The organism is Streptomyces sp. NPDC057302 (genome assembly GCF_042667685.1).
Lineage (GTDB): Bacteria > Actinomycetota > Actinomycetes > Streptomycetales > Streptomycetaceae > Streptomyces.
On the sequence record NZ_JBHUZJ010000011.1, the window covers coordinates 100,486 to 122,764 of the forward strand.

Genomic DNA, 22,279 nt, shown 5'->3' on the forward strand with positions numbered 1-22,279 from the left:
GTGCGTCCATTGCCGTGTGACGTAGAAATTCCTCCGCTCCGCGGTGGTTCGCCGGGAGCAAGGGGCAGCAGGAGGGGGCGGCGTGGCGGAGCCGGACGAGATACCGGGCCAGAGGCCGGACGGCCTGTCGGGCGATCGGACGGGCGATCGGACGGGCGATCGGTCGGGCGATCGGTCGGGCGGCCTGGGAGAGGGCCTGTCGGCCGAGGTGCCGGACGACGTGTGGGAGCGGTTCGAGCGCGACAGTCTGCGCGACATCCGCTCCTCGGCGCCGAAGGAGCCGTCCGCGCGGGCGCGCATGGTGGCCGAGCGGCTGCGGCGCCTGGACGAGGAGGCGGCACGCCAAGCGGCGGCGGACTCCCGTGCGTTGGGGCGCAGGCGCAGGAAGCGCAAGGCGGCGCGGGGGGAGGGCGCCGCCGGGGCGTGGCGTCCGGACGAGTGGCGGTCCGCGCCGTCCGGGCCGCGGCGCAGCGCGCGTTCGGAGCGCAGCCGCCGGGTGTGGAGCGTGGTGATCGTGGTGGGCTGCATGGCGCTGGCGATCGTGGTCCTGAGCCCGTTCAGGTTCTGGATCTGGCGGTAGCGGGGCGGGCACGCTGCGGAGAGTCATCCGCCGGGCGCCCGAATCCCGCCGCGGACACCACACCCCGCGCGGTGAATTCGGCCTTGTGCGCGCACACCCACATGGCGGCAGAGATTTCGTTTCTGCGCACTTCCCGCGAGTGGTTTGGCGCCCGGGAGGAGGGGGAGTGCCGACGTCGTGGCGTCATGATTCACGGGCCCAAGTCCCGGCAGAGAACAGGATTTGTTCCATGCGTCTTCGACACGCCGTCGGCGCCACCCTCGGTGCCCTCACTCTCCTCGCAACGGTGCCTGCTTCAGCCGCCGCCGTCGACGGTTACGCCACCTATGCGTACGGCGATTCGGCGAACCCGCAGTTTGGCAAGTTGGACGACATCGAGGGGAGGATGTGCATCGAGATCCCTGAAGTCGAATCCGGGAAAAGCGTGGATGCCTGGAAGTTCGCAAACAAGACGCCCTCGAATGTCTTCCTCTTCCCAGAGGCCGAGTGCCAAGGCGTCCACACGGTGGTGAACGCCGGCGGTACACCCGACTCCGGCGTGAAGTTCCGGTCCGTGTACTTCGCTCAGACCAACACCTGACAGTCCCCACCATGCTCCGCAGGATGCGACGCACCCTGCGGAGCGCCACCCGCGTGCGGTTGTGTCACGACGTGAGGCGGGGTCCGGGAGTGGCTTATCGTGGACGAGTCGCTGTGCCGAGGTGTCGGTGGCGGTGACCGGAATTCCTGTTCCTTTTCCTTCTGTCCTTCTGTCCTTCTGTGTCTGTGTCGATCTTGAGGTGACGTCCTATTAACCAGGCCATGTAGTCGTCCGCGTTCCCCACGTGCTGTTGTGTCGCACGTTTCCGGGGGCGGACGTCGCGCTGGCCTGAGTTGCGTCATCCCTCCCCGCAGTTTTCCTTCCCGGGTGCAGCTCTGCCGTCTGCCCCGGGTTTCGTGCTTTCCGGCCCCGGTGCGGCTGTCGGCAGGGCTCCCCGATCCCTTTGGATCAGGAGTTTCCCGTCGTGTCTTCCTCCGCGCTCGACAACGAGCCGCAGCACAGCACCCAGACCCACCCAATACCTCCCCACCCAGCACCTCCCCACCCGAGCATGGCCTTGGCGGCCCGGATCGCTCTCTTGGTGCTGCTGACCGCCGAACTCATGGACATCCTCGACCAGTCGGTCGTGCTGACCGCCCTGCCCGCGATCCAGGAGTCGACCGGCGCGGGACCGGCCGCATTGCAGTGGCTGACCACCGGTTATTCACTGCCCGTCGCCATCGGGCTGATCACCGGCGGGCGCCTCGGCGACCTCTACGGCCGGCGCAGGATGCTCCTCATCGGCACCGTCGTGTTCACCGCGGCCTCTCTGCTGTGCGGCCTCGCTGCCGGGCCGGGCGAGCTGATCGCCGCCCGCGCGCTCCAGGGCGTGGGAGTGGCGTCGATGATCCCGCAGGTCCTGGCCACCCTCCACGTCACGTTCGAGGGGCAGAACCGCAGCAGAGCGTTCGGTCTGTACGGGGCCGTCCTCTCCCTCGCCAATGTCCTGGGCCCGGTGACGGGCGGCCTGCTCACCGAGGCCGACTTGTTCGGGCTGTCCTGGCGGCCGATCTTCCTGATCAACGTGCCCGTCGGTCTCGCCGTGCTCCTGCTGGGACGCAGGTTCATCCCCGAGTCCACCTCCGGGAAGGCCGACCGGCCCGACCTGACCGGCATGGCGTTGTCCGCACTGGCCATCGTCCTGATCGTCTTCCCCCTCACCGAGGGGCACCTCCATCACTGGCCGCTGTGGTGCTTCGCCCTGCTTGGTGCAGGACTGCTGGTGCTGGGTGTCTTCCTGCGCCACCAGCAGCGCAAGCAGGACAACGCCCCGCTCGTGCCCCTGTCCCTCTTCCGGGGCAGGCGGTTCTCCGGCGGCATGGCCGCGCAGCTGCTGCACGGCCTGCTGTGCGGGCTGTTCTTCATGACCTGGACCCTCTACCTCCAGCGCGGACTGGGCATGAGCCCCTTCCACGCGGCCCTGGCCTTCGTGCTGCTCTCCCTGGGAGAGCTGGCCGGCGCGACAATCGCGGCGAAGAGCAGCGGGCGCTTCGCCCGCCGACTGCCCCAGGTCGGAGCCCTCGTCACGATCGCTGCGATGGCCGCCTACGGACTCCAGGCCGACGCGGACCAGGCGGACCTGACCCTGCTGGGGATGACCGCCCCGGTGATACTGATCGGCTTCGGCCTCGGCATGGTCGGCGGCCCGCTCGCCGACATGTCACTCGCCGGGGTCTCGAACGAGGACGCCGGGTCCGCCTCGGGCCTGTTCAACACCGCCATGCACCTGGGCATCGCCCTGGGCACCGCACTGACAGCCCTGGTGTTCTTCGCCACAGCCGGCGGCTCATCCGACGCCGGACTCAACCGCGACGCGTTCATCACCGTGCTGTGGTGGGTCGGTGGCCTCGTCGCCCTGATGTGGGCCCTGATGTTCTGCCTGCCCAAGAACCCGGACGGCCAGGAGGACTGAGTCACTTCCCTCGGCCGCTCCTGCCCCCCCCCCCGGCGAGGCGAAGCCACGGCAGACCGAAGGGCCCCGCGGGACGGATCCGCGGGGCCCTTGGCTGTCAGCACCGACGTCAGGGCAGCGTCGGTGCCACGGAGCGGCGCCGGGGGAGTGCGCCGCGAGTCGGAGAGCACTGGTGGCCGCCCCGGCGCACGGGGGGCGCACAAGTGGTCTCGACCAATGGCAATTGAGTTGTGCAGTGCCGCGCGTACGGCCTGTCCTGCTAGGCATCGTGGTGGATGCGCCGCGACCCGCGCAACCGGTTCGCCATGATCCGGACGAACAGGGACAGCTGGGTCTTTCGGTGGGGACGAAGCAGCTGCAGAGCAGGGGGCCGGGGGACGGTTGGGAGCGGCTGAGGACGGCTGGAGGCGGTTCGGAGGACATTCGGGAAAGCACTGGGGGAGCGCTTGGGGAGCACTGCGGGAACGCTGGGGGAGCGCTTGGAGGGGACTAAGGCCGGTCGGCTCCGGGCGTCCCCGAAGCCGACCGTTCCCTGGGTGACCGGGCTGCTGTCCCCTGCCGTCCGGTCACGTCTCTGGAGCGAGGTCCCACGGCGCACACAAGGTGTACGCCTCATCGCTCCAGCGGAGCCACGCGTGGTTTTTCCGTGCCCGCCCCTGGCTGGCACGGACATCGGGACAACGAAGCCGCTCCGGACCCGGTCACGCGCCGTACGGGTGAGAGCGGACCCGAACTCAGGTCCGGTGGGATCCGGGACGGCGTCCAGTGGGACCCGGGGCGACGTCCGGCGCGCCTCGGGACGGCGTCCGGCGAGCCCCGATGGCGGCACCGGAAGGGCTCAGACCCGGCCCCTGCACAGCTCCAGGAGCGTCATCGCGAGCGACGTGCCGGGCTTGCCGAGCGCGTCCCTGTAGTGGCCGAGGACCTCCATCTCGCGCGAGAGATTGACGCGACGGCCGCCCGAACCGATGCGGGCCTCCTGGATGACGGCCGACACGGCCATCCGTTCCTGTACGAGACCGATGATGCGGTCGTCGAGCGCGTCGATGCGGTCACGCGCGCCCTCGATCACGTCGGCGGCCTCAAGGGTGCGGGCGCCGGTCTTGTCGGTCGTCGTCGTGGCGATGCTCATCTGGGGCTCCTCGGCGGATGCGGATCCGGTGGGTCCGCTGGATCTGGTGGAGTGCCCCGGAGCGACCAGGCCCGGAAATGACAGAACGCCCCGGGCCTTGTCGGCCCGGGGCGCCTGGGAAGTCGCTTGTCAGTGGATCAAGCAGCTCGACCATGGCAGCCGGCGGGCCGGTTGCCATAGGTAAAGAGGAAGCTGAGGTGCTTGGTCACGAGGACAGTATGCCCCCAGGCGCGCGTTCCCGGTCAACACGGGTTGCGCCGCGGCTCGGATGCTGAGACGTCCCACTGGTCCCACTGGACCCACTGGTCCTGCTGGGGCGCCCCGCACTGCCACCTGCGCGGGGGCCTCCTCCGGCGGATGCGCGAGGGCCTCCTCCGTCGGATGCGACGAAGGGGGTGTCCGCGGGCCCGTTAGAATCGACAAAACAGACCCCTGCTCATGCACGAGCCCCAGCTCACGCTCAAGCTCACGCTCAACGCCGGAAGGCCGCCGCCGTGCCATCAGCGTCCCCCGCTGCCGCCGCCCCCGACACCGTTCTGGTCGTCGACTTCGGAGCGCAGTACGCCCAGCTCATCGCCCGCCGCGTCCGCGAGGCCCGGGTCTACAGCGAGATCGTGCCGAGCACCATGCCGGTCTCCGAGATGCTCGCGAAGAACCCCGCAGCGATCATTCTCTCCGGCGGCCCCTCGTCGGTGTACGCGGAGGAAGCGCCCTCCGTGGACCGCGCGCTGTTCGAGGCCGGCGTCCCCGTCTTCGGCATGTGCTACGGCTTCCAGCTGATGGCGACCACCCTCGGCGGCACCGTCGACAACACGGGTGCGCGGGAGTACGGCCGGACCGCCCTGGCCGTCTCCAAGCCGGGCTCGACGCTCTTCGAGGGCACCCCCTCCGAGCAGTCCGTGTGGATGTCGCACGGCGACGCGTGCAGCGCGGCGCCCGAGGGCTTCGCCGTCACCGCGTCCACGGACGTCGTGCCGGTCGCGGCCTTCGAGGACGACGAGAAGAAGCTGTACGGCGTGCAGTACCACCCCGAGGTCATGCACTCCACGCACGGCCAGCAGGTGCTCGAGCACTTCCTCTACCGCGGCGCGGGCCTCAAGCCCGACTGGACCACCGGCAACATCGTCGAGGAGCAGCTCACCGCGATCCGTGAGCAGGTCGGCACCAAGCGCGCGATCTGCGGCCTGTCCGGCGGCGTCGACTCCGCCGTGGCCGCCGCACTCGTGCAGAAGGCCATCGGCTCGCAGCTGACCTGTGTGTACGTCGACCACGGTCTGATGCGCAAGGGCGAGACCGAGCAGGTCGAGAAGGACTTCGTCGCGGCCACGGGCGTGCAGCTCAAGGTCGTCGACGCACAGGAGCGCTTCCTGAGCGCGCTGGCCGGGGTCTCCGACCCCGAGCAGAAGCGGAAGATCATCGGCCGCGAGTTCATCCGCGTCTTCGAGCAGGCCCAGGCGGAGATCATCGCCGAGGCGCCCGGTGACCAGCCCGTCGAGTTCCTCGTCCAGGGCACGCTCTACCCGGACGTCGTCGAGTCCGGTGGCGGCTCCGGCACCGCCAACATCAAGTCCCACCACAACGTGGGCGGCCTCCCCGAGGACCTCGAGTTCCAGCTGATCGAGCCGCTGCGCCAGCTCTTCAAGGACGAGGTGCGGATGGTCGGCCAGGAGCTCGGCCTGCCGGACGAGATCGTCCAGCGCCAGCCCTTCCCCGGCCCCGGCCTGGGCATCCGCATCGTCGGCGATGTCACCAAGGAGCGTCTGGACCTGCTCCGTGAGGCCGACGCGATCGCCCGCGAGGAGCTGACCACGGCCGGTCTCGACCGTGAGATCTGGCAGTGCCCCGTGGTGCTGCTCGCCGACGTGCGCAGCGTGGGCGTGCAGGGCGACGGCCGGACGTACGGCCACCCGATCGTGCTGCGGCCCGTCTCCTCCGAGGACGCCATGACGGCCGACTGGACGCGCATGCCGTACGACGTCCTCGCGAAGATCTCCACGCGCATCACGAACGAGGTCGCCGACGTGAACCGCGTCGTCCTCGACGTGACGAGCAAGCCGCCGGGCACCATCGAGTGGGAGTAACCCTCCCCGCGGGGACGCTCCCGCAGAGCTGACACGGCGCCGTCCACCGAGGTGGGCGGCGCCGTTCGCGTACGTCAGGTCCGCCTGGTCGTCCGCGCCGGCGCACCCGGCTTCCACAGCTGCACCGCCAGATACTTCTCGTCCTCGATGTACGTCCGGACCACCTCCGTCAGCTCCGTGCGGAAGAGGTGGAACGGCTCCGGCGGCTTGACCTCCCCCACGTAGGCGGCGATGACCTCGGGGTCCTCGACCTCGATCGCACACCCGGAGACCCGGATGTCGCCGCCCGCCATCTCCGTACCCGGTCCAGGGTTCGCCTGGATCGAGAACCGCGGATCGCGGCGCAGGTCGAGGGCCTTCATCGAGCCCGGCATCATGCCGAGCCACAACTCCCCGTGCAGGAAGCGCACTTCGAGGCCCGTCGTGCGCGGTGATCCGTCCTTGCGGAGCGTGGCGAGGACGTGGTGGGTGAACAGGCCGAACCGCTCCTCGGCGGTCCGCGCGAAGGCGGGTTCTGCTGCGCTGAAGGCTGCCCAGTTCGTCGTCATACGGCGAGTGTCCCGCCGATACCCGACACCTGCTGTCCGGTTTCGCGCCCCGATTGCGCACTCTCTTCACAGGGGACCCCTGTCTTCCTGCGCTGACCGGCGGTAACTTCCGCTCCGTACAGCCAGAGATGGAGGACACATGCAGGCGCCCACTCCGATACCCGTCGAGCGGTTGCAGTTCGCGATGCCGCCGGTGCACGACTCGTTGGCGGACGAACGGCGGCACCGCAAGGAGCGGCTCGCCGGTGCGCTGCGGATCTTCGGTCGGCTCGGATACGAGGACGGGGTGTCCGGCCACATCACGGCGCGGGACCCGGAGCACGAGGACTGTTTCTGGGTGAACCCCTTCGGGATGCCCTTCAAGCACATCACCGTGGGCGACCTGGTCCTCGTCAACGCGGAAGGGCAGGTCGTCGAGGGCCGCCACCACGTCAATCAGGCCGCATTCACCGTCCACGCGCAGGCGCACCTGGCGCGGCCCGACGTCGTCGCCGTCGCGCACTGCCACTCGCTGCACGGCCGCGCCCTGTCCACACTCGGCGAACTCCTCGACCCGATCACTCAGGAGTCCTGCGCCTTCTACGAGAGCCACGCGCTGTACGACGGCTACACGGGCGTCGTCGTCGACTCGGACGAGGGCCGGCGGATCGCCACCGCGCTCGGCGTCCACAAGGCCGTCATCCTGCGCAACCACGGGCTGCTCACCGTCGGCGACTCCGTCGACGCCGCAGCCTGGTGGTTCCTGACGATGGAGCGCTCCTGCCAGGTCCAGCTGAGCGCACGGGCGGCGGGCCGGCCGATCCTCATCGGCCACAAACAGGCGGTGGCGACGCGCGAGCAACTCGGCAGCGATCTCGTCGCGTGGATCAACTACCAGTCCCTGTGGCAGGACATCAGCCGCAGCGAACCGGATCTGCTGGCCTGATCCCGTGACCTCGGCCGTCAACACGAGCGAGTCACAATCACCCTCGCTGACCTGACCCAGGGAACCTGATCGCCTTCCAGTACGGCACAATCCCCTTTCATCGCAAGGAAGTTCACGTTTCGGTGTTCGAACCAGGGTGGGGAAGGCGGCGTACGCGGTGGCGGTGCAGGAGGCGCGGCAGGGCGCACACGGGGGCGGCTGCACATGCGGCGACTGCCCGCACGGCGCGCGTGAGGGACATCGGCGTGCCGTTGCCGCATTCCTCGCCAAGCGGGACGAGCTCGCGGCGGGGCAGGGGCTGCCCGCGGCGGTCGCCCACTCGGCGGGCGCTTCCCGGCAGTGGGTGTCGGACGAGCTGACCCAGTCGGCGCGTGACGTCGCCGAACGCGGCAGAGCCGACGGCCAGGCCTGGCTCGGCCTGGCGTGGCGGCGCACCGTCGGCGTCGTCTGGGTGGCCGTGGGCGTGCTGCTCCTGGTCCAGGCGCTCACCGCGATCGGCACCGGGTGGACCCTCGCCCGCACCGCAGGACTGCTCGCGGCCGTGGTCGTCGCCGGCCTGCTGACCGGCGCCGGATATGCGCACCGGGCGCGCGGCGGCGTCCTCGCCCCGCTGATCGGCGAGGACAACCGCCTCTCCACCTCCCGCGCGGTGGCCGCCTGTTGGGTTCTCCTCGTCGTCTTCGCCGTGCTCGTGCTCGTGGGCGAGCTCGCCGGGGCGTCGGGGCACCGCGAGCGGGACGAGCTGATCGCCGGGCTCGACCTCGCCCGCGCCGCCGGCGCCGTGACCGTCCTCGCCGTGGTCTGCGGGGTCGCCGTGCTCGTACGCCGCGTGGTGGGCCTGCGGGTCCTTGGCCAGCGGCTGCAGAAGGTGCCCGCCGACCGCCCCCGGGCCGCCGACCTGCTCACCGACGACGCGGGCCGCGGCAGCTTCGCGGACGCGCAGTACGTCCTGGTCAGCGCCGTCGCCATGGCCTTCGCCGCCGTACGCCTCGCGCGCCGCCCCGAGCAGCTGCCCGACCTGCCGTGGGGCCTCGCTCTGCTCGTCCTGGTGTCCGCGGCGACGTACATCGCGGGCAAGTACGCCGAGGGCGGCCGGCCCGTGGTCCTCTCCGTGGTGCGCGCCCGCGAGGCGGGCGACCTCGACGCCCCCATCCGCACGGGCGACGACATCGAGATCCGCGGCGCCGGATTCGTGCCCCCGGGCGCACAGACCGCCGATCGCCTCGCCCGTATGGTCGTTCGCATCGGAACCGTCCACGTCCATGTGCCGCTCGTCCCCGTCCCGGGCGGTTTCACCAACCCGACCGACACGGTCCTGACCGTCCCCGTCCCGGTCGACGTGGAGCCGGGACGCGTCGACGTCCAGGTGATCACGGCCGCGGGCATGGAGACGAACCGCTGCACGATCGACGTCACGGACTGAAGGCCCCGGCCCGCCGCCGGACCGGTCCTCGCGAATTCGGTGCAAGCCACTGAGCAGGCCCCCCTGTTCGTACGTATCGTCAGATGACGGGTCCATGGGCGAAGCGGGTCAATGGGAGAGGCGGCGAGAGCGATGGCTCACGGCATGCGCAGCGACAGCCACACCAGCTACGTCAGAAGCAGCGGCTGGCGGGAGAGCGCTTCCCGATACGCCCTGCTCCCGCTCCGGGTCTTCCTCGGCGTCACCTTCATCTACGCGGGCCTGGACAAGCTCACCGACAGCGCCTTCATGTCGGCCAGTGGCGCGGGGTCCATCGGCGAGATGATGGAAGGCGTCCGCGACATCTCCGCCGTCCCGGCCCTCGTCGACCTCTCCCTCAAGAGCCCGGTCGGCTTCGGCTACGCCATCGCCCTCGGTGAACTGGCCGTCGGCATCGGCACCCTCGTAGGCCTCTTCGCCCGCATCGCCGCGCTCGGCGGAGCGCTGATCTCGCTCAGCCTCTGGCTGACCGTGAGCTGGTCCACCGAGCCCTACTACTACGGCAACGACCTGGCCTACCTGATGGCCTGGCTCCCGCTGATCCTCGCGGGGGCGTCCATCTTCTCGCTCGACGCGATGATCGCGGCCCGGCGCAAATACGGCTCGGGCCTCGGCTGAGCCGCTCGGCGGGCCTGGGCAGGCTCGGACCGACCCGGAGCGGCCTAGGGCGGGCTGGGGCGGATCTACCCGGGCTGCCTGACGCGCCCCAGGTAGGCCCGCGCGGTCGCCCCCGGCTAGACCTCCCTGGAGCCGTCGCCCGAGCGGTCGGATATCCGGTCCGACGTGCTGTCCACCGGTCGGCTCGGGGTGGTGGCCGCCGAGCGGGCCGAGGGCCGACCGCGTATGCCGTAGGACACGGCTGCCGCCGCGCCGCCGAGCAGCAGACCCGCCAGCAGGAGCGGGAATGCCACGAACCACGGTGTGTCCCAGATGCCGCCCGCGTCGCCCGCGTAGGCGATGGCCGCTATCAGCAGGAACAGGCCAAGGACCAGCTTGCCGGGATGGAACTCATGACGTAGCACGGGTCACCTCCACCTGTCCGATGCCTACTTCGACGCGCAGCTCGATCGTGCCGCCGTCCTTGCTGCCCGCGGGTGGGCTCAGCGTCACTGACTTCTCCTTGCCCGGAGCGATGTCCACGTCTTTCTTGGGGTCGTCCGGCAACTGGATGTCGCCGACACCCACTTCCACGTCCAGATTCACCGTGCTGTCCTTCGGCAAGATCAGCTTCAGCTGTCCCGCCCCCACATCGGCGTTGGTGCTCACCGTGCGGCCCTTGCCGGGAGCGGCGCGGGTCAGGTCGAGCGTGCCGACGCCTGTCCCCAGTTCGTACCGGGACTGGATCTGGCCCGCCGTGGCCGGCTTCCACTCCGTGCGCGCCCAGGTGGTGCTGATGTCCTTGGGCAGCGCCGCCGCGCCCGCGAGCAGCCCGGCCGTGATCACCGCGAGCACGATCGAGCCCACGCCGGTGCGCCCGAGGAAGGCGCTGAGAGCGATGCCGATGCCGAACACGCCGAGCGCGAGGGCGAGGCCGGTCTGCAGACTGGTGCCGAGCGACTGCTCCTCCCACGTGAGGCCTGTGCCGAGACCACCGGCGAGCAGCGCTCCCAGGAAGACGGAACCGCCGATCCAGCGCGGACCCCGCTGCTTGGGCCGGGGGGCCGCCGCGGCGGGCTCCCGCTGCCGTATCCGCCCGTGCGGGGGGTCGGGCTGATACTGGACGGCCACTCCCTCGGGCCCCCAGAAGTAGCCCGAGATCCCGTCGTGCGTGCCGTCCTTGACGATCGGATCCCGCCACCACGAAGGCGCACCGGCCACCGGCGGCGCCTTCGCCTCGGGCGGGGCGTCCGCCACGGCCTGGGCCGCCACCGGATCGGGGTCGGTCGTACCGCGCTGCTGCGACCAGTACCCCGCGCCCGCCAGGAGCAGGGCGAGGACGGCCGCGAAAGTGAGCGCCCCGCCGTTGTTCAGAAGAGAGAGGAAGACGCCGCAGCCGACGAGCGCGAAGAGCACCGCCGTCAGGGCCTGGCCGTCCACCCGGCCGGAGAGCAGCCTGCGCGCCTCGTTCTCCTCCTCGTCCTCGAAGGGGACGAACAGCCACGCGAATCCGTAGAACACAAGGCCGAGCCCGCTGGTGACGGAGAGGAGCGCGAGGCCGATCCGGAAGATCACCGGATCCATGTCGCAGTGCTGACCGAGCCCCGCGCACACGCCGCCCAGCTTTTTGTGCCGGCGGTCGCGGCGGAAGGCCCGCACGACCATCGGCCCGCCCGGCTCCTGCGCCGTGGCGGTGAAGGGATCGCGCGGCGCGGCCTGCGGGCCCGTCCCGGCGGGCTGCTCGTCTGTCATGTGTCCATGGTGACGGGCCGGGGGCCGCCGCGGCAGTCGGGACAACCCTGGCCGAACCCTGAGATCGTCCCTGACACGCCCCTGCCCCGGCCTTCGCACCCTCGCGTCCGGGGCGGAGATCAGGGACGTCTAGGGGGTCGACCCTGATGCCCGCGCCCGCGTACGCGTGTGAATATCGGAGACATGCCGGAAGCCGCAGCAGTATCCATCGAAGACGAGCGGCCGCTGCGAAAGCTCTATCGCAGCGGTGACGGCCGTTGGCTCGGCGGGGTCGCGCGCGGCCTCGCCGGTCATCTCGGGCTGCCCGTCGTCTGGGTGCGGCTGATCTTCGTCGGGCTGTCCATGGCGGACGGGCTCGGCGCGCTGCTGTACGCGGCGTTCTGGTTCTTCGTGCCGCTGGGCGTCGGCGGGGTCGACGCCCAGCGGCCGCCTTCCGCGGTGACCAGCGAGACGGCGTCCGACGGCCGTCGCAGACTCGTGGCCCGCAAGCCGGACAAGGGCCAGCTCGTCGCGCTCCTCGCGATGGTCGTCGTCGCCATGGTCTTCGTCGGCAATGTGGATCTGGGCAGCTCGACCAAGGCTTATCTGGTCCCGACCCTGCTCGTCGCCGCCGGTGTCGCGCTGGTCTGGCGACAGGCCGACAACGCCCGCCGGGCCCGCTGGATGGCCGTCGGCCGCCGTAGGCGGACCCTGACCATCGCCCGCGCGGGGGCCGGAGTGCTGCTCGTCGGCGCCGGTGTCAGCGGCATCGTCGTGCTGCAGGGTTCCACCTCGCACCTCAGCTCCGTACTGCAGGCCGCGCTCGCCGTGCTCGTCGGTGTCGCGCTGCTCGCCGGCCCCTATCTCGTGCGCATGATGCAGGACCTCTCCGAGGAGCGGCTCATGCGGATCCGCGCCCAGGAGAGGGCGGAGGTCGCCGCCCATGTGCACGACTCGGTCCTGCACACCCTGACCCTGATCCAGCGCAACGCGGAGAACGCCTCCGAAGTGCGCCGCCTCGCCCGCGCCCAGGAGCGCGACCTGCGCCAATGGCTCTACAAGCCGGAGGGCACGGGCAAGGACGAGGCGGAAGAGCCCGACACCCTCGCCGAAGCGGTCCGGCGCGACGCCGCGGAGGTGGAGGACAAGCACGGCGTGCCCATCGAGGTCGTCATAGTCGGCGACTGCCCGCTCGACGACCGGCTGACGGCGCAGACGCAGGCCGCGCGGGAAGCAATGGTGAACGCCGCCAAGTACGGTGGCGAGGGCGGTGCGGTGCAGGTCTTCGCCGAAGTCGAGGGGGAGACGGTGTTCGTCTCCGTCCGGGACCGTGGCCCCGGCTTCGATCTGGATTCCGTGCCGGACGACCGCATGGGCGTACGAGAATCGATCATCGGCCGTATGCAGCGCAACGGCGGCACGGCGCGGCTGCGCGCGGTGCCGGGGGGCGGCACGGAAGTCGAGCTGGAGATGGAGAGGACGGCGACGACATGAGCGACGCGAGTGAGCCCGTGGGGCCCAGGGGTGGATCAGAGGGTGCGGCCGAGCCGTCCGCGGCCGGACCGGACACGTCTACCGGGGTGACCGGCGGGGCGACCGGATCGGATCAGGCCGCCGACGTGACGGCCGACGTGACGGCCGGCGCGGTTGATGCCGCCGTCGCCGGTGGCCAGGAGGGCCGCCGTGCGCGCGTCGTCCTCGTCGACGATCACCGGATGTTCCGCACGGGCGTCCAGGCGGAGATCGGCAGGACCTCGATCACCGGTGTCGAGGTCGTCGGCGAGGCCGCCGACGTCGACCAGGCGGTCACGGTCATCACGACGACGCGTCCCGAGGTCGTGCTCCTCGACGTGCACCTTCCGGGCGGCGGCGGGGTTGAAGTACTGCGCCGCTGCGCGCCGTTGATGTCCGATGCCGAGAGCCCGGTGCGGTTCCTCGCGCTGTCCGTCTCGGACGCGGCCGAGGACGTCATCGGAGTCATCCGTGGCGGGGCGCGCGGCTACGTCACCAAGACGATCACCGGCACGGACCTGGTCGACTCCATCTTCCGTGTGCAGGACGGCGACGCGGTCTTCTCGCCCCGCCTGGCCGGGTTCGTCCTCGACGCCTTCGCGTCGACCGACGCGCCCCCGGTCGACGAGGACCTGGACCGCCTCACGCAGCGCGAGCGCGAAGTGCTGCGGCTCATCGCGCGGGGGTATGCGTACAAGGAGATCGCCAAGCAGCTCTTCATCTCCGTGAAGACGGTCGAGTCGCATGTGTCGGCGGTGTTGAGGAAGCTCCAGCTGTCCAACCGGCACGAGCTGACGAGGTGGGCGACGGCGCGGCGGCTGGTCTGACGGGCGGGGCGGTCCTGCCCCGGCCGATGGCCTTCCCTGGTCGGCGGCCCGGCAGCGGCCCGGCAGCGGCCCGGCAGCGGCTCAGCGGTGCGTGGCGGCCTCTGCCACCGGGCCGGCGGGGCCCAGCTTCCGTATCGCCCAGCGGTAGTGGCCCACCGCCTTGGTGATGCCGATCAGGCCCGTCAGCCACAGGATCAGGCCCGTGCCCATGCCGAGCGCGACATCGCCGTACGAGTCCCGTCCCGGCTCGGCGTAGGCGGCGGCCGCGAAGGATGCCCACAGGCCGAGCGCGCACACGAGGAGGGACGAGAGGAGCCAGCAGAGGCTGAGGGCGGGGGAGCGCAGAGCGGAGTCCGATGCCGGGTGGCTGTCCAGCGCCAGCCAGCTGTCGGTGAGTTCGCGGGTCTTGCGGTCGTTGCGGATACCGACGACGACGCCGTAGACGCAGGGGGCGAGGGCTCCGAGGCCCAGGACCGCGCAGAGCGGGCCCATGACGAAGGCCATCGGATCGTGGTCCTCGATCATCTCGAGCGGCACCGTCAGAAGCGCCCAGCCGATGACGCAGCCGAGCGCGAACAGCCAGAGCAGCAGGATCCGGTGTACGCCCAGGCTCCGCCTGCGCAGTGCGTCGAGCGCCATGCCACGGTCGTACAGGAGCGCGTTCCGGTCCGGCCAGGTGCGCAGGTAGGCAGGTGGCGGGGGCGGCGGCAGCGTACGGCAGGGCATGGCCCTGACAGTACCTGCGGGTCCGCGCGGCCCAGCACCCCGTCCGCGCGGCCCTTCGCGTCAGCCGCGTGCTCCCTCACGCCACCCGCGCGGCCCCCGCGAACGGCATCTGACTGATCGGTGCGAGGCGTACGGGGGCGCTCGGGTTCGGGGCGTGGATCATCTGGCCGTTGCCCACGTAGAGACCGACATGGCTGATGCCCTGGTAGAAGAAGACCAGGTCGCCGGGCTGGAGTTGGGAGCGCGGGACCCGTTCGCCGGTGGCGATCTGCGCGTAGGTGGTGCGTGGCAGGTCGACTCCGGCCGACCGGTAGGCGGCCTGGGTGAGCCCTGAGCAGTCGAAGGCGTTGGGGCCGGTGGCGCCCCATACGTACGGGCTCCCGAGCGCCTTGTAGGCGTACGAGACGGCCGCTGCGGCGCGGGAGTTGGGGGCCTTGGCCGCCGCGCCCGAGACGCCGTCCCGGTCCGCGGCACGGGACGCCCTGTCCGCGCCCGTGAGCTCCGCGCGCTCGTCTCCGGAGAGCTGTGAAAGGAGCCGCTTGGCCGCGTCGAGCTTTCCGTTGACGGTCTTCTTGTGCTTCTCCAGCTCCGCCTGGCGGGACTTGAGGTGCGCGAGGGTGCCGTCGGCCTCGGTGTGCAGCTGGTCGATCTCCTGGAGCTGCTTCTGCACGCCGGTGACGACCGCGGCCTGGCGGCTGTCGGCGCGGTCGGCGAGCGCGGCGCGCTCGAGGTACTGGTCGGGGTCGGAGGAGAGCGCGAGCTGGACGGCCGGATCGATGCCGCCGCTGCGGTACTGCGCCGCCGCGATCGAACCGAGGCCAGCGCGCGCCGAGTTGAGTTTCTCCGTCTTGCGGGCCGCCTCGTCGCGCAGCTCGCCCAGTGACTTCTCGGCGCTCTGCGACTTCTCCTTGGCGCCGTTGTACTTCTCGGTGGCGATCTCCGCCTCGCGGTAGAGCGCGTCGACCTTGGACTTCACCTCGGCCGGGCTGAGCCGCGGATCGGCGTGTCCCGTCCCGTCGAAGGCGGTGGCCGACGCGGCCCCGGCGAGGGCGATGGTGGCGGCGGTGCGGGCCGTATGGCCACTGAGCGAGCGCTGTTTCGGCTTGCGGTGCGCTGCCACGAAGGGGGCTCCTTAACGTTCCGGCGGCGGCCCGCACAGGGGGACGGTCCGCCGCCGGATTCTCGGCGGTGGTGGCCGACTGCCGCCCCTGGTCCGGGCGGCGGTGGGGAGCCGGTCACCTGACGAAGGACGCTAAACCTGACGGTCACGGGTTGGTGACGGATTGTGCGCAACTGGCGGAAGTGTTCTGGGCCTTTGCCGTATGTGACCGCGCGATTCGCTGGACCGCGCGCCCTTCGCGTACGCGTGTGACCGATGCGGCGCTTGCGGCCCACCTGCCTGCGGAGTGGTGCTAAGGCCCCGGCTAGGCTCCGGAACCATGGACGTTCTCACCCATCTCTTCGTGGGCCTGCACATCATCGGCATCGCCTCCCTCCTGGGCGGCTTCCTCACTCAGATGAAGCAGATGGGCCAGGGCACGGCCCGCTTCAGCCCGGCGATGCTGCACGGCGCGCTGACGATGCTCGTCACGGGCGTGATCCTGGTGGGTCTCAACCAGGCGGACGACAACCCGGTCAACAACGTCAAGATCGGCATCAAGATGGCCGTCCTGATCGTGATCCTCGCGCTGGTCTACGTGAAGCGGGACGAGGAGAAGGTGGACAAGGGGATGTTCGGCGCCGTCGGGCTGCTGACCGTCGCGAACATCTTCATCGCGGTGCTGTGGACCTGACCCCGCCCGTGGGAAAGGGCCCTCCACGCGCGCGTGGAGGGCCCCTTCCTTGTGTGACGTCTACTTGTGGGTCGTCGTGACGTCCATGCGTGACGGTTACGCGGGCCGCACCACGCTGTGGATCGGCATGTAGTAGATCGACTCGACGCGGACGTTGGCGCCCGGCTTCGGGGCGTGGATCATCTTGCCGTCGCCGATGTAGATCCCTACGTGGCTGATGTCGTCGTAGAAGAAGACCAGGTCACCCGGTTTGGCGTCGGCGGTCTTCACGGTGGTGCCGACCTTCACCTGGTCCCACGTCGTACGCGGCAGGGAGATCCCCGCGGCCTTCCACGCGTCCTGGGTGAGCCCGGAGCAGTCGTAGGAGTCGGGGCCGGTGGCGCCCCACACGTACGGCTTGCCGATCTGCGCCTCCGCGAAGTTGATGACCTTCGCGGCCTTCGTCGCGTAGCCGCTGTCCGTGCCGCCGGAGCCGGAACCCGTGCCCGTGCCCGAGCCGGTGCCGGAACCGGAGCCGGAGCCGGAGTCCGGGGTCTCCTTGTTCTTCTCGCGCTCCTTCGCCGCGGCCTCTTCCGCCGCCTTGCGCTTGGCCTCCGCCTCGGCCTCCTGCTTGCGGGCCAGCTCCGCGGCCTTGCGCTTGGCCTCGTCTTCCTTCTTCTTCTCGATCGCCGCGAGCCGTGCCTTCTCCTCGGCGGTCAGCTCCGAGAGCATCGTGCGCGCCTGGCCCAGCTTCTTCTGGACGGTCTGCTTGCTCGTCCTGAGGTCGTCCCGGGAGTCGCTCAGCGTCTCCAGGCTCTTGGCGGCCTTCGTGCGCTGCTTCGTCGCCGAGGCCTGCTGCGTCTGGTAGTCGTCGACCGCCTTCTTCTGGCGCGAGGTCAGCCGGTCCGACAGGTGATTCTGGTCGAAGTACCCCTGCGGGTCGTCGGCGAGCATCATCGTGGCGGTCTCGGAGACGGCGCCGGTGCGGTACTGGGCCGCGGCGAAGGTGCCCAGCTCCTGACGGGCCTCGTTCAGCTTGTCGGTGCGCTTGGCCACGTCGTTGAGGAGGGTGTCGACCTTTTTGCGCTGTTTGTCGGTGCGCTCCTTGGCCGAGTTGTACTTCTGCGTGGCCACGCCCGCCTGGTGGTAAAGGTCGTCGACCTTCTTCTGCACCTCTTCGAGGCTGGGCTTCTGCGGCGCGGACGGCGCCGCCTGCGCGCTCTGCGACAGGAGGGCCACGGAGGTGAGGGCCGCCGTCGTGATGCCAAGGGCGGGGGTGGCGCGTAGGGCGGCAATGCGGGTCCGCGGCTTGCGGTGCGACGCCAAGGGAGGCGACTCCTTCCGTAGACCGCCTACCGGGTTAGCTGTCGGGTTCGGGCGGGTGGTTCCGGAAGGTTGCCCTACAGTCCCGTACTGCGTACGGGACCGATTCACCCCAAGTTCATCGTGGGTCCCCGGCTCCGAGGAGATCGAACTCGGCGGAGGCCGCCCGTTCCCGGCGGGGTTCGCCGGTGGAAGTACGAGCAGCCTGCGGAGCACGCTAGCCAACTCGTGTGGTCCGTGTGAAGGTTGATGTTCGATATGCCCGATACGTTTTCGTTACTTTACGAAGCTCTTGACGCGGGCACGCCGGGCCATGGCGGAGCGTGACCGTTCGCGGGCAGGGCGTAGGCGGAGTGACGTGGCCGGAACCCGGGGCGGGTTGTCAGTGGGGCCGCCTAGACTCGGGAGGCGATGAGCAGCCTCTTTGATGACAGCTTCCTGGCGGACCTCAAGCCCTCGCGGGCTTCGGAGGAAGAGCCCCCGCCGCCGCCCGAGGACAGTGCTCCGGAATCCGTTCCGGATGATCTGTTCGACGGGAAGTTCGACGCGCCCACACCCCGGGACGCGCACTATCGAGGCGGCGCCCCCCGCCCCGTGATCGACCCGGCGGCCCTACTGGAGGGGCTCAACGAGAACCAGCGCGCGGCCGTCGTGCACGCGGACGCCCCGCTGCTCATCGTCGCCGGCGCGGGCTCGGGCAAGACCCGGGTCCTCACGCACCGCATCGCGTACCTCCTGGCCGAGCGGCACGTGCACCCGGGGCAGATCCTGGCGATCACGTTCACGAACAAGGCCGCGGGCGAGATGAAGGAGCGCGTCGAGCAGCTCGTCGGGCCGCGGGCCAACGCGATGTGGGTGTCGACGTTCCACAGCGCGTGCGTCCGCATCCTGCGCCGCGAGTCGAAGAAGCTGGGCTTCACCTCCTCCTTCTCGATCTACGACGCCGCCGACTCCAAGCGCCTGATGGCGCTGGTCTGCCGTGACCTGGACATCGACCCGAAGAAGTTCCCGCCGAAGTCCTTCAGCGCCAAGATCTCGAACCTGAAGAACGAGCTGATCGACGAGGAGACCTTCGCGGGTCAGGCCGCCGACGGCTTCGAGAAGACCCTTGCCCAGGCCTACGCGATGTACCAGTCGCGGCTGCGCGAGGCGAACGCCCTCGACTTCGACGACCTGATCATGACGACGGTCAACATGTTCCGCGCGTTCCCGGACGTCGCCGAGCACTACCGCCGCCGCTTCCGGCACGTGATGGTCGACGAGTACCAGGACACCAACCACGCCCAGTACGCCCTCGTGCGCGAGTTCGTGGGCCCCGCCGGCGGCGAGGGTGACGACCCCGCCGAGCTGTGCGTCGTGGGTGACGCGGACCAGTCGATCTACGCCTTCCGGGGCGCCACGATCCGCAACATCCTCCAGTTCGAGGAGGACTACCCGAACGCGACCACGATCCTCCTGGAGCAGAACTACCGCTCCACGCAGACGATCCTGACCGCGGCCAACGCCGTCATCGAGCGCAACGAAAGCCGCCGCCCCAAGAACCTGTGGACCAACGCGGGCGCGGGCGCGGGCATCACCGGCTACGTCGCGGACACCGAGCACGACGAAGCGCAGTTCGTCGCCGACGAGATCGACCGGCTCACCGACGCGGGCGACGCGAAGGCGGGCGACGTCGCGATCTTCTACCGGACGAACGCGCAGTCCCGTGTCTTCGAAGAGATCTTCATCCGCGTCGGCCTGCCGTACAAGGTCGTCGGCGGCGTCCGCTTCTACGAGCGCAAGGAGGTCCGGGACGTCCTCGCATACCTGCGCGTGCTGTCCAACCCGGAGGACTCCGTACCGCTGCGGCGCATTCTGAACGTGCCCAAGAGGGGCATCGGTGACCGCGCGGAGGCGATGATCGACGCGCTCTCGCAGCGCGAGAAGATCTCCTTCCCGCAGGCCCTGAAGCGCGTCGACGAGGCGTACGGAATGGCGGCCCGCTCGGCGAACGCCGTCAAGCGTTTCAACGTGCTGATGGAAGAGCTGCGGACCGTCGTCGAGTCCGGCGCGGGCCCCGCCGTCGTCCTGGAGGCCGTGCTCGAACGGACCGGGTATCTCGCCGAGTTGCAGGCATCGACCGACCCGCAGGACGAGACGCGCATCGAGAACCTCCAGGAACTCGCCGCCGTGGCGCTGGAGTTCGAGCAGGACAGCGGTGACACGGACTCCGAGGGGGAGGCCGAAGGCGCAGAGGACGCGGGCACGGCGGTTGCGGGCACGCTCTCCGAGTTCCTGGAGCGGGTCGCGCTCGTCGCCGACTCGGACCAGATCCCCGACGAGGAGGACGACGGCTCCGGAGTCATCACGCTGATGACGCTGCACACCGCCAAGGGCCTCGAATTCCCGGTCGTCTTCCTGACCGGCATGGAGGACGGCGTCTTCCCGCACATGCGCTCCCTCGGCCAGGTCAAGGAGCTGGAGGAGGAGCGCCGCCTCGCGTACGTGGGCATCACGCGCGCGCGTGAGCGGCTCTATCTGACGCGGTCCTCGATGCGCAGCGCCTGGGGACAGCCCTCGTACAACCCGCCGTCGCGCTTCCTGGAGGAGATCCCGGAGGTCCATCTGGACTGGAAGCGGAAGGGCTCCGTCGGCGCACTGGCGTCCTCCGGGCCAGCGGCCGGAATCGCCTCCTCCTTGTCGTCGTCGCGCTCGCGCACCGGGGGCGCGCAGGGCTTCGCCACGCGCCGCGCCTCGGAGAAGCCGGTGGTCGCGCTGGCGATCGGGGACCGGGTCACGCACGACCAGTTCGGCCTCGGGACCGTGGTCGGAGTGAAGGGCACGGGAGCGAACGCCGAGGCGACGGTGGACTTCGGGGAGCCCAAGCCGAAGCGGCTGCTGCTGCGGTACGCGCCGGTGGAGAAGCTGTAGCGCCGCGGGCGGCGGCCGGAGTTACGTCGGGTCGAGGCCGTGGCTGCGCAGCCACGGCAGCGGGTCGATCGCCGAGCCGCCGCCGGGGCGCACCTCGAAGTGCAGGTGCGGTCCCGTGGAGTTGCCGGAGTTCCCGGAGAAGGCAATGGGGTCGCCTGCTTTGACGGGGCCGCTGGAGACCTTGTGCGTGGAGAGGTGGCAGTACCACGTCTCCGTGCCGTCCTTGGCGGTGACGATCGCCATGTTGCCGTAGGCGCTGTTCCACTTCGTGGAGACGACGCCATCGGTGGCGGCGAGCACCTCGGTGCCGTACGACACCGGGAAGTCGATCCCGGAGTGCGCGGACATCCAGTTGACGCCCGCCTGGCCGTAGTAGGCGCTCAGGCCATGCTGCTTGACCGGCAGCGCGAACTTGGGGCGCAGACGCTCCTTGCGCGCGGCTTCCTCGGCGGCCTTCTTCTCGGCGGCGACCTTCTCCGCCTTGAGGTCGATGCGCTCCTGGGTGCGGCTCGCGCGGTCGGCGAAGTCGCCGGCATCCGCGGAGAGGTTCGCCAGCTGGGTGTCGAGCTTGTTGTTGGCGGCGGAGGGCTGGACCGACGCGGGGTCCGGGGCCGATGCCGCCTGCGCCTCCTTCTCGTCGCCGCCGCCGAAGTCGCCCACGGAGGCGGCGGCGATACCCGCGACGCCCATCACACAGGCGGAGGGCACGGCGACGGTGAAGAGCGCGGAACGCTTGGCGGGGGAGCGGCGGCGGGCCCGCGAGCGGGTGCCGTGCGCGCGGTCCATGACCGGCGGCTCGTCGTCCTCGATGGAGCTGTGGCGGCTCGGCTCGACCGGACCGAGTGAATCGGCGGGAGCCTCGTCGGGCGTGAACTCGTGCCCGGTGGGGGTCGGTTGCGCGTAGGCCTCGGGGGAGTGAGCCGCCGAGGCGTAGGACCCGGTGTCGTAAGGCGAATGCTCGTACGGTTCGGGCGCCTCGTACGTGTCCGGGGCTCCGGGCGTGTCCTGGGGCTCGTACGCGCCGGGTGCCTCGTGCGTCACGAGCGTCTCGGGGGCGCCGTACGCCTCGTGGGTCCCGGTGGCGCCGTACGGCATCTCCTGGCCGCCGGAGTTCCACGCCGTCGCGTCGTACGCGCCGGTGTCGAAGGCCTGGGTCTCCCACTGGCCGGTCTGCTGCGGCTGATGCTGGTGCTGTGGCTGGTTCCAGGCGCCGGTCTCCCACTGGCCGGTGGCGTCGGGGCCCGGCTGCGCCGGAATGTCGGCGGCGAGGTGCTGATAGCCGCCGGTCGACCACATGGCGCTGGTGTCGTAGCTGCCGGTCTCGTACCCACTGGTGTCGTACGCGGCTTGGTGCTGCGCGGCGTACGGGTCGTAGTTCAGAGTCTGCTGCGTCCCCGTGGTGGACCACTGGCCGGTGTCGTAAGAACTGCCGGGCATGTCGCCGAAGAGCGGGTCGGACGCGAAGCTTCCGGTGTCGGGACCGGCCGTCGCATAGCTGCCTGTGGTGTCGAAGCTCCCCGTGGAGTAGCCGTCGTACCCGGTGTAGGCGCCGTGCTGGGTGCTCTGCTGGTCATACGCCGCGTAGGGCGCATAGTCGGCGGGTGCCGAGGCCGGGGGTGTCGAGCTCCCCGACGGGTGACGGTCGTTCACCAACTTCTCTT

The 22,279-nt window shown here is 70.4% G+C and carries 19 protein-coding genes and 1 riboswitch; of the genes, 11 read left to right on the forward strand and 8 right to left on the reverse strand.

All coding sequences use genetic code 11. The features are described 5' to 3' along the window. Positions 1-82 precede the first annotated feature (82 nt). From ACFUPX_RS11365 to ACFUPX_RS11375, 3 genes are all read left to right on the forward strand, one after another. Complete coding sequence (locus ACFUPX_RS11365) at positions 83-580, forward strand: hypothetical protein (RefSeq protein WP_383319678.1); 498 nt, start codon at positions 83-85, stop codon at positions 578-580. 229 nt (positions 581-809) lie between these two features. Continuing rightward, entirely contained in the window at positions 810-1,160 is a 351-nt protein-coding gene (locus tag ACFUPX_RS11370; protein WP_383319680.1) for a hypothetical protein, read from the forward strand. A gap of 511 nt (positions 1,161-1,671) precedes the next feature. Continuing rightward, positions 1,672-3,072, forward strand: coding sequence for an MFS transporter (locus ACFUPX_RS11375; RefSeq protein WP_383319682.1), 1,401 nt, complete (start codon positions 1,672-1,674; stop codon positions 3,070-3,072). Positions 3,073-3,910: 838 nt separating this feature from the next. Here ACFUPX_RS11375 and ACFUPX_RS11380 read toward each other — a convergent pair. Next, positions 3,911-4,204: a chorismate mutase gene (locus ACFUPX_RS11380; protein ID WP_383319684.1), complete on the reverse strand. Its 294-nt coding sequence runs from the start codon at positions 4,202-4,204 to the stop codon at positions 3,911-3,913. Between the two features lie 494 nt (positions 4,205-4,698). On the opposite strand from ACFUPX_RS11380, the gene guaA reads away from it, so the two are divergent. Beyond that, positions 4,699-6,285: a glutamine-hydrolyzing GMP synthase gene (guaA, locus tag ACFUPX_RS11385; RefSeq protein ID WP_383319686.1), complete on the forward strand. Its 1,587-nt coding sequence runs from the start codon at positions 4,699-4,701 to the stop codon at positions 6,283-6,285. Positions 6,286-6,359: 74 nt separating this feature from the next. Here the strand turns inward: guaA and ACFUPX_RS11390 are convergent, their stop codons facing one another. After that, positions 6,360-6,833, reverse strand: coding sequence for a pyridoxamine 5'-phosphate oxidase family protein (locus ACFUPX_RS11390; protein ID WP_383319688.1), 474 nt, complete (start codon positions 6,831-6,833; stop codon positions 6,360-6,362). Positions 6,834-6,972: 139 nt separating this feature from the next. On the opposite strand from ACFUPX_RS11390, the gene ACFUPX_RS11395 reads away from it, so the two are divergent. The 3 genes from ACFUPX_RS11395 (at position 6,973) to ACFUPX_RS11405 (ending at position 9,838) form a co-directional block, all read left to right on the forward strand. After that, positions 6,973-7,758 carry a class II aldolase/adducin family protein gene (locus tag ACFUPX_RS11395; RefSeq protein WP_383319691.1) on the forward strand — a complete coding sequence of 262 codons (786 nt, stop codon included), beginning with the start codon at positions 6,973-6,975 and terminating at the stop codon, positions 7,756-7,758. A 157-nt stretch (positions 7,759-7,915) separates the two neighbouring features. Further along, positions 7,916-9,181, forward strand: a complete 1,266-nt coding sequence (locus ACFUPX_RS11400; protein ID WP_383319693.1) for a hypothetical protein — start codon at positions 7,916-7,918, stop codon at positions 9,179-9,181. Between the two features lie 132 nt (positions 9,182-9,313). After that, positions 9,314-9,838 (forward strand): DoxX family protein, encoded by a 525-nt coding sequence (locus ACFUPX_RS11405; protein WP_383319694.1) that lies wholly within the window; start codon positions 9,314-9,316, stop codon positions 9,836-9,838. Between the two features lie 116 nt (positions 9,839-9,954). On the opposite strand, the gene ACFUPX_RS11410 is transcribed toward ACFUPX_RS11405, so the two are convergent. Together ACFUPX_RS11410 and ACFUPX_RS11415 are read right to left on the reverse strand one after the other, a co-directional pair. After that, positions 9,955-10,242: a hypothetical protein gene (locus ACFUPX_RS11410; protein WP_383319696.1), complete on the reverse strand. Its 288-nt coding sequence runs from the start codon at positions 10,240-10,242 to the stop codon at positions 9,955-9,957. Beyond that, complete coding sequence (locus ACFUPX_RS11415) at positions 10,229-11,569, reverse strand: PspC domain-containing protein (protein WP_383319698.1); 1,341 nt, start codon at positions 11,567-11,569, stop codon at positions 10,229-10,231. The genes ACFUPX_RS11410 and ACFUPX_RS11415 overlap by 14 nt, the downstream gene beginning before the upstream one ends. A 183-nt stretch (positions 11,570-11,752) precedes the next feature. Between ACFUPX_RS11415 and ACFUPX_RS11420 the strand changes: the two genes are divergently transcribed. Next, positions 11,753-13,042 carry a PspC domain-containing protein gene (locus ACFUPX_RS11420; protein WP_383319700.1) on the forward strand — a complete coding sequence of 430 codons (1,290 nt, stop codon included), beginning with the start codon at positions 11,753-11,755 and terminating at the stop codon, positions 13,040-13,042. Next, positions 13,039-13,887, forward strand: coding sequence for a LuxR C-terminal-related transcriptional regulator (locus ACFUPX_RS11425; RefSeq protein WP_383319702.1), 849 nt, complete (start codon positions 13,039-13,041; stop codon positions 13,885-13,887). Before ACFUPX_RS11420 ends, ACFUPX_RS11425 begins: the two co-directional genes overlap by 4 nt. Positions 13,888-13,968: 81 nt before the next feature. Here ACFUPX_RS11425 and ACFUPX_RS11430 read toward each other — a convergent pair whose 3' ends face one another. Both ACFUPX_RS11430 and ACFUPX_RS11435 read right to left on the reverse strand, forming a co-directional pair. Further along, entirely contained in the window at positions 13,969-14,613 is a 645-nt protein-coding gene (locus ACFUPX_RS11430) for a hypothetical protein (RefSeq protein ID WP_383319704.1), read from the reverse strand. A 76-nt stretch (positions 14,614-14,689) separates the two neighbouring features. Then, positions 14,690-15,733 carry an NlpC/P60 family protein gene (locus tag ACFUPX_RS11435; RefSeq protein ID WP_383319706.1) on the reverse strand — a complete coding sequence of 348 codons (1,044 nt, stop codon included), beginning with the start codon at positions 15,731-15,733 and terminating at the stop codon, positions 14,690-14,692. Positions 15,734-16,052: 319 nt separating this feature from the next. Here ACFUPX_RS11435 and ACFUPX_RS11440 point away from each other — a divergent pair, with 319 nt between their 5' ends. Further along, on the forward strand, positions 16,053-16,406 hold the full coding sequence (locus tag ACFUPX_RS11440; protein ID WP_160506724.1) for a hypothetical protein: 354 nt from the start codon (positions 16,053-16,055) through the stop codon (positions 16,404-16,406). A gap of 96 nt (positions 16,407-16,502) precedes the next feature. Here ACFUPX_RS11440 and ACFUPX_RS11445 read toward each other — a convergent pair whose 3' ends face one another. After that, positions 16,503-17,711, reverse strand: coding sequence for an NlpC/P60 family protein (locus ACFUPX_RS11445; RefSeq protein ID WP_383319708.1), 1,209 nt, complete (start codon positions 17,709-17,711; stop codon positions 16,503-16,505). A gap of 7 nt (positions 17,712-17,718) precedes the next feature. Further along, positions 17,719-17,876, reverse strand: a riboswitch (cyclic di-AMP (ydaO/yuaA leader). 243 nt (positions 17,877-18,119) lie between these two features. On the opposite strand from ACFUPX_RS11445, the gene pcrA reads away from it, so the two are divergent. After that, a complete protein-coding gene (gene pcrA, locus ACFUPX_RS11450; protein ID WP_383319710.1) occupies positions 18,120-20,618 on the forward strand; it encodes a DNA helicase PcrA in 2,499 nt (832 codons plus the stop codon). A gap of 21 nt (positions 20,619-20,639) precedes the next feature. Here pcrA and ACFUPX_RS11455 read toward each other — a convergent pair whose 3' ends face one another. Continuing rightward, positions 20,640-22,268 (reverse strand): M23 family metallopeptidase, encoded by a 1,629-nt coding sequence (locus tag ACFUPX_RS11455; protein ID WP_383319712.1) that lies wholly within the window; start codon positions 22,266-22,268, stop codon positions 20,640-20,642. Positions 22,269-22,279 lie beyond the last annotated feature (11 nt).

Excerpts from the sequence above, each read along its gene's own strand:
- ACFUPX_RS11370 (WP_383319680.1), top strand. The coding sequence starts at position 810 with ATGCGTCTTCGACACGCCGTCGGCGCCACCCTCGGTGCCCTCACTCTC.
- ACFUPX_RS11375 (WP_383319682.1), top strand. The coding sequence starts at position 1,672 with ATGGCCTTGGCGGCCCGGATCGCTCTCTTGGTGCTGCTGACCGCCGAA.
- ACFUPX_RS11380 (WP_383319684.1), bottom strand. The coding sequence starts at position 4,204 with ATGAGCATCGCCACGACGACGACCGACAAGACCGGCGCCCGCACCCTT.
- ACFUPX_RS11390 (WP_383319688.1), bottom strand. The coding sequence starts at position 6,833 with ATGACGACGAACTGGGCAGCCTTCAGCGCAGCAGAACCCGCCTTCGCG.
- ACFUPX_RS11395 (WP_383319691.1), top strand. The coding sequence starts at position 6,973 with ATGCAGGCGCCCACTCCGATACCCGTCGAGCGGTTGCAGTTCGCGATG.
- ACFUPX_RS11405 (WP_383319694.1), top strand. The coding sequence starts at position 9,314 with ATGGCTCACGGCATGCGCAGCGACAGCCACACCAGCTACGTCAGAAGC.
- ACFUPX_RS11415 (WP_383319698.1), bottom strand. The coding sequence starts at position 11,569 with ATGACAGACGAGCAGCCCGCCGGGACGGGCCCGCAGGCCGCGCCGCGC.
- ACFUPX_RS11420 (WP_383319700.1), top strand. The coding sequence starts at position 11,753 with ATGCCGGAAGCCGCAGCAGTATCCATCGAAGACGAGCGGCCGCTGCGA.
- ACFUPX_RS11425 (WP_383319702.1), top strand. The coding sequence starts at position 13,039 with ATGAGCGACGCGAGTGAGCCCGTGGGGCCCAGGGGTGGATCAGAGGGT.
- ACFUPX_RS11430 (WP_383319704.1), bottom strand. The coding sequence starts at position 14,613 with ATGCCCTGCCGTACGCTGCCGCCGCCCCCGCCACCTGCCTACCTGCGC.
- ACFUPX_RS11440 (WP_160506724.1), top strand. The coding sequence starts at position 16,053 with ATGGACGTTCTCACCCATCTCTTCGTGGGCCTGCACATCATCGGCATC.
- pcrA (WP_383319710.1), top strand. The coding sequence starts at position 18,120 with ATGAGCAGCCTCTTTGATGACAGCTTCCTGGCGGACCTCAAGCCCTCG.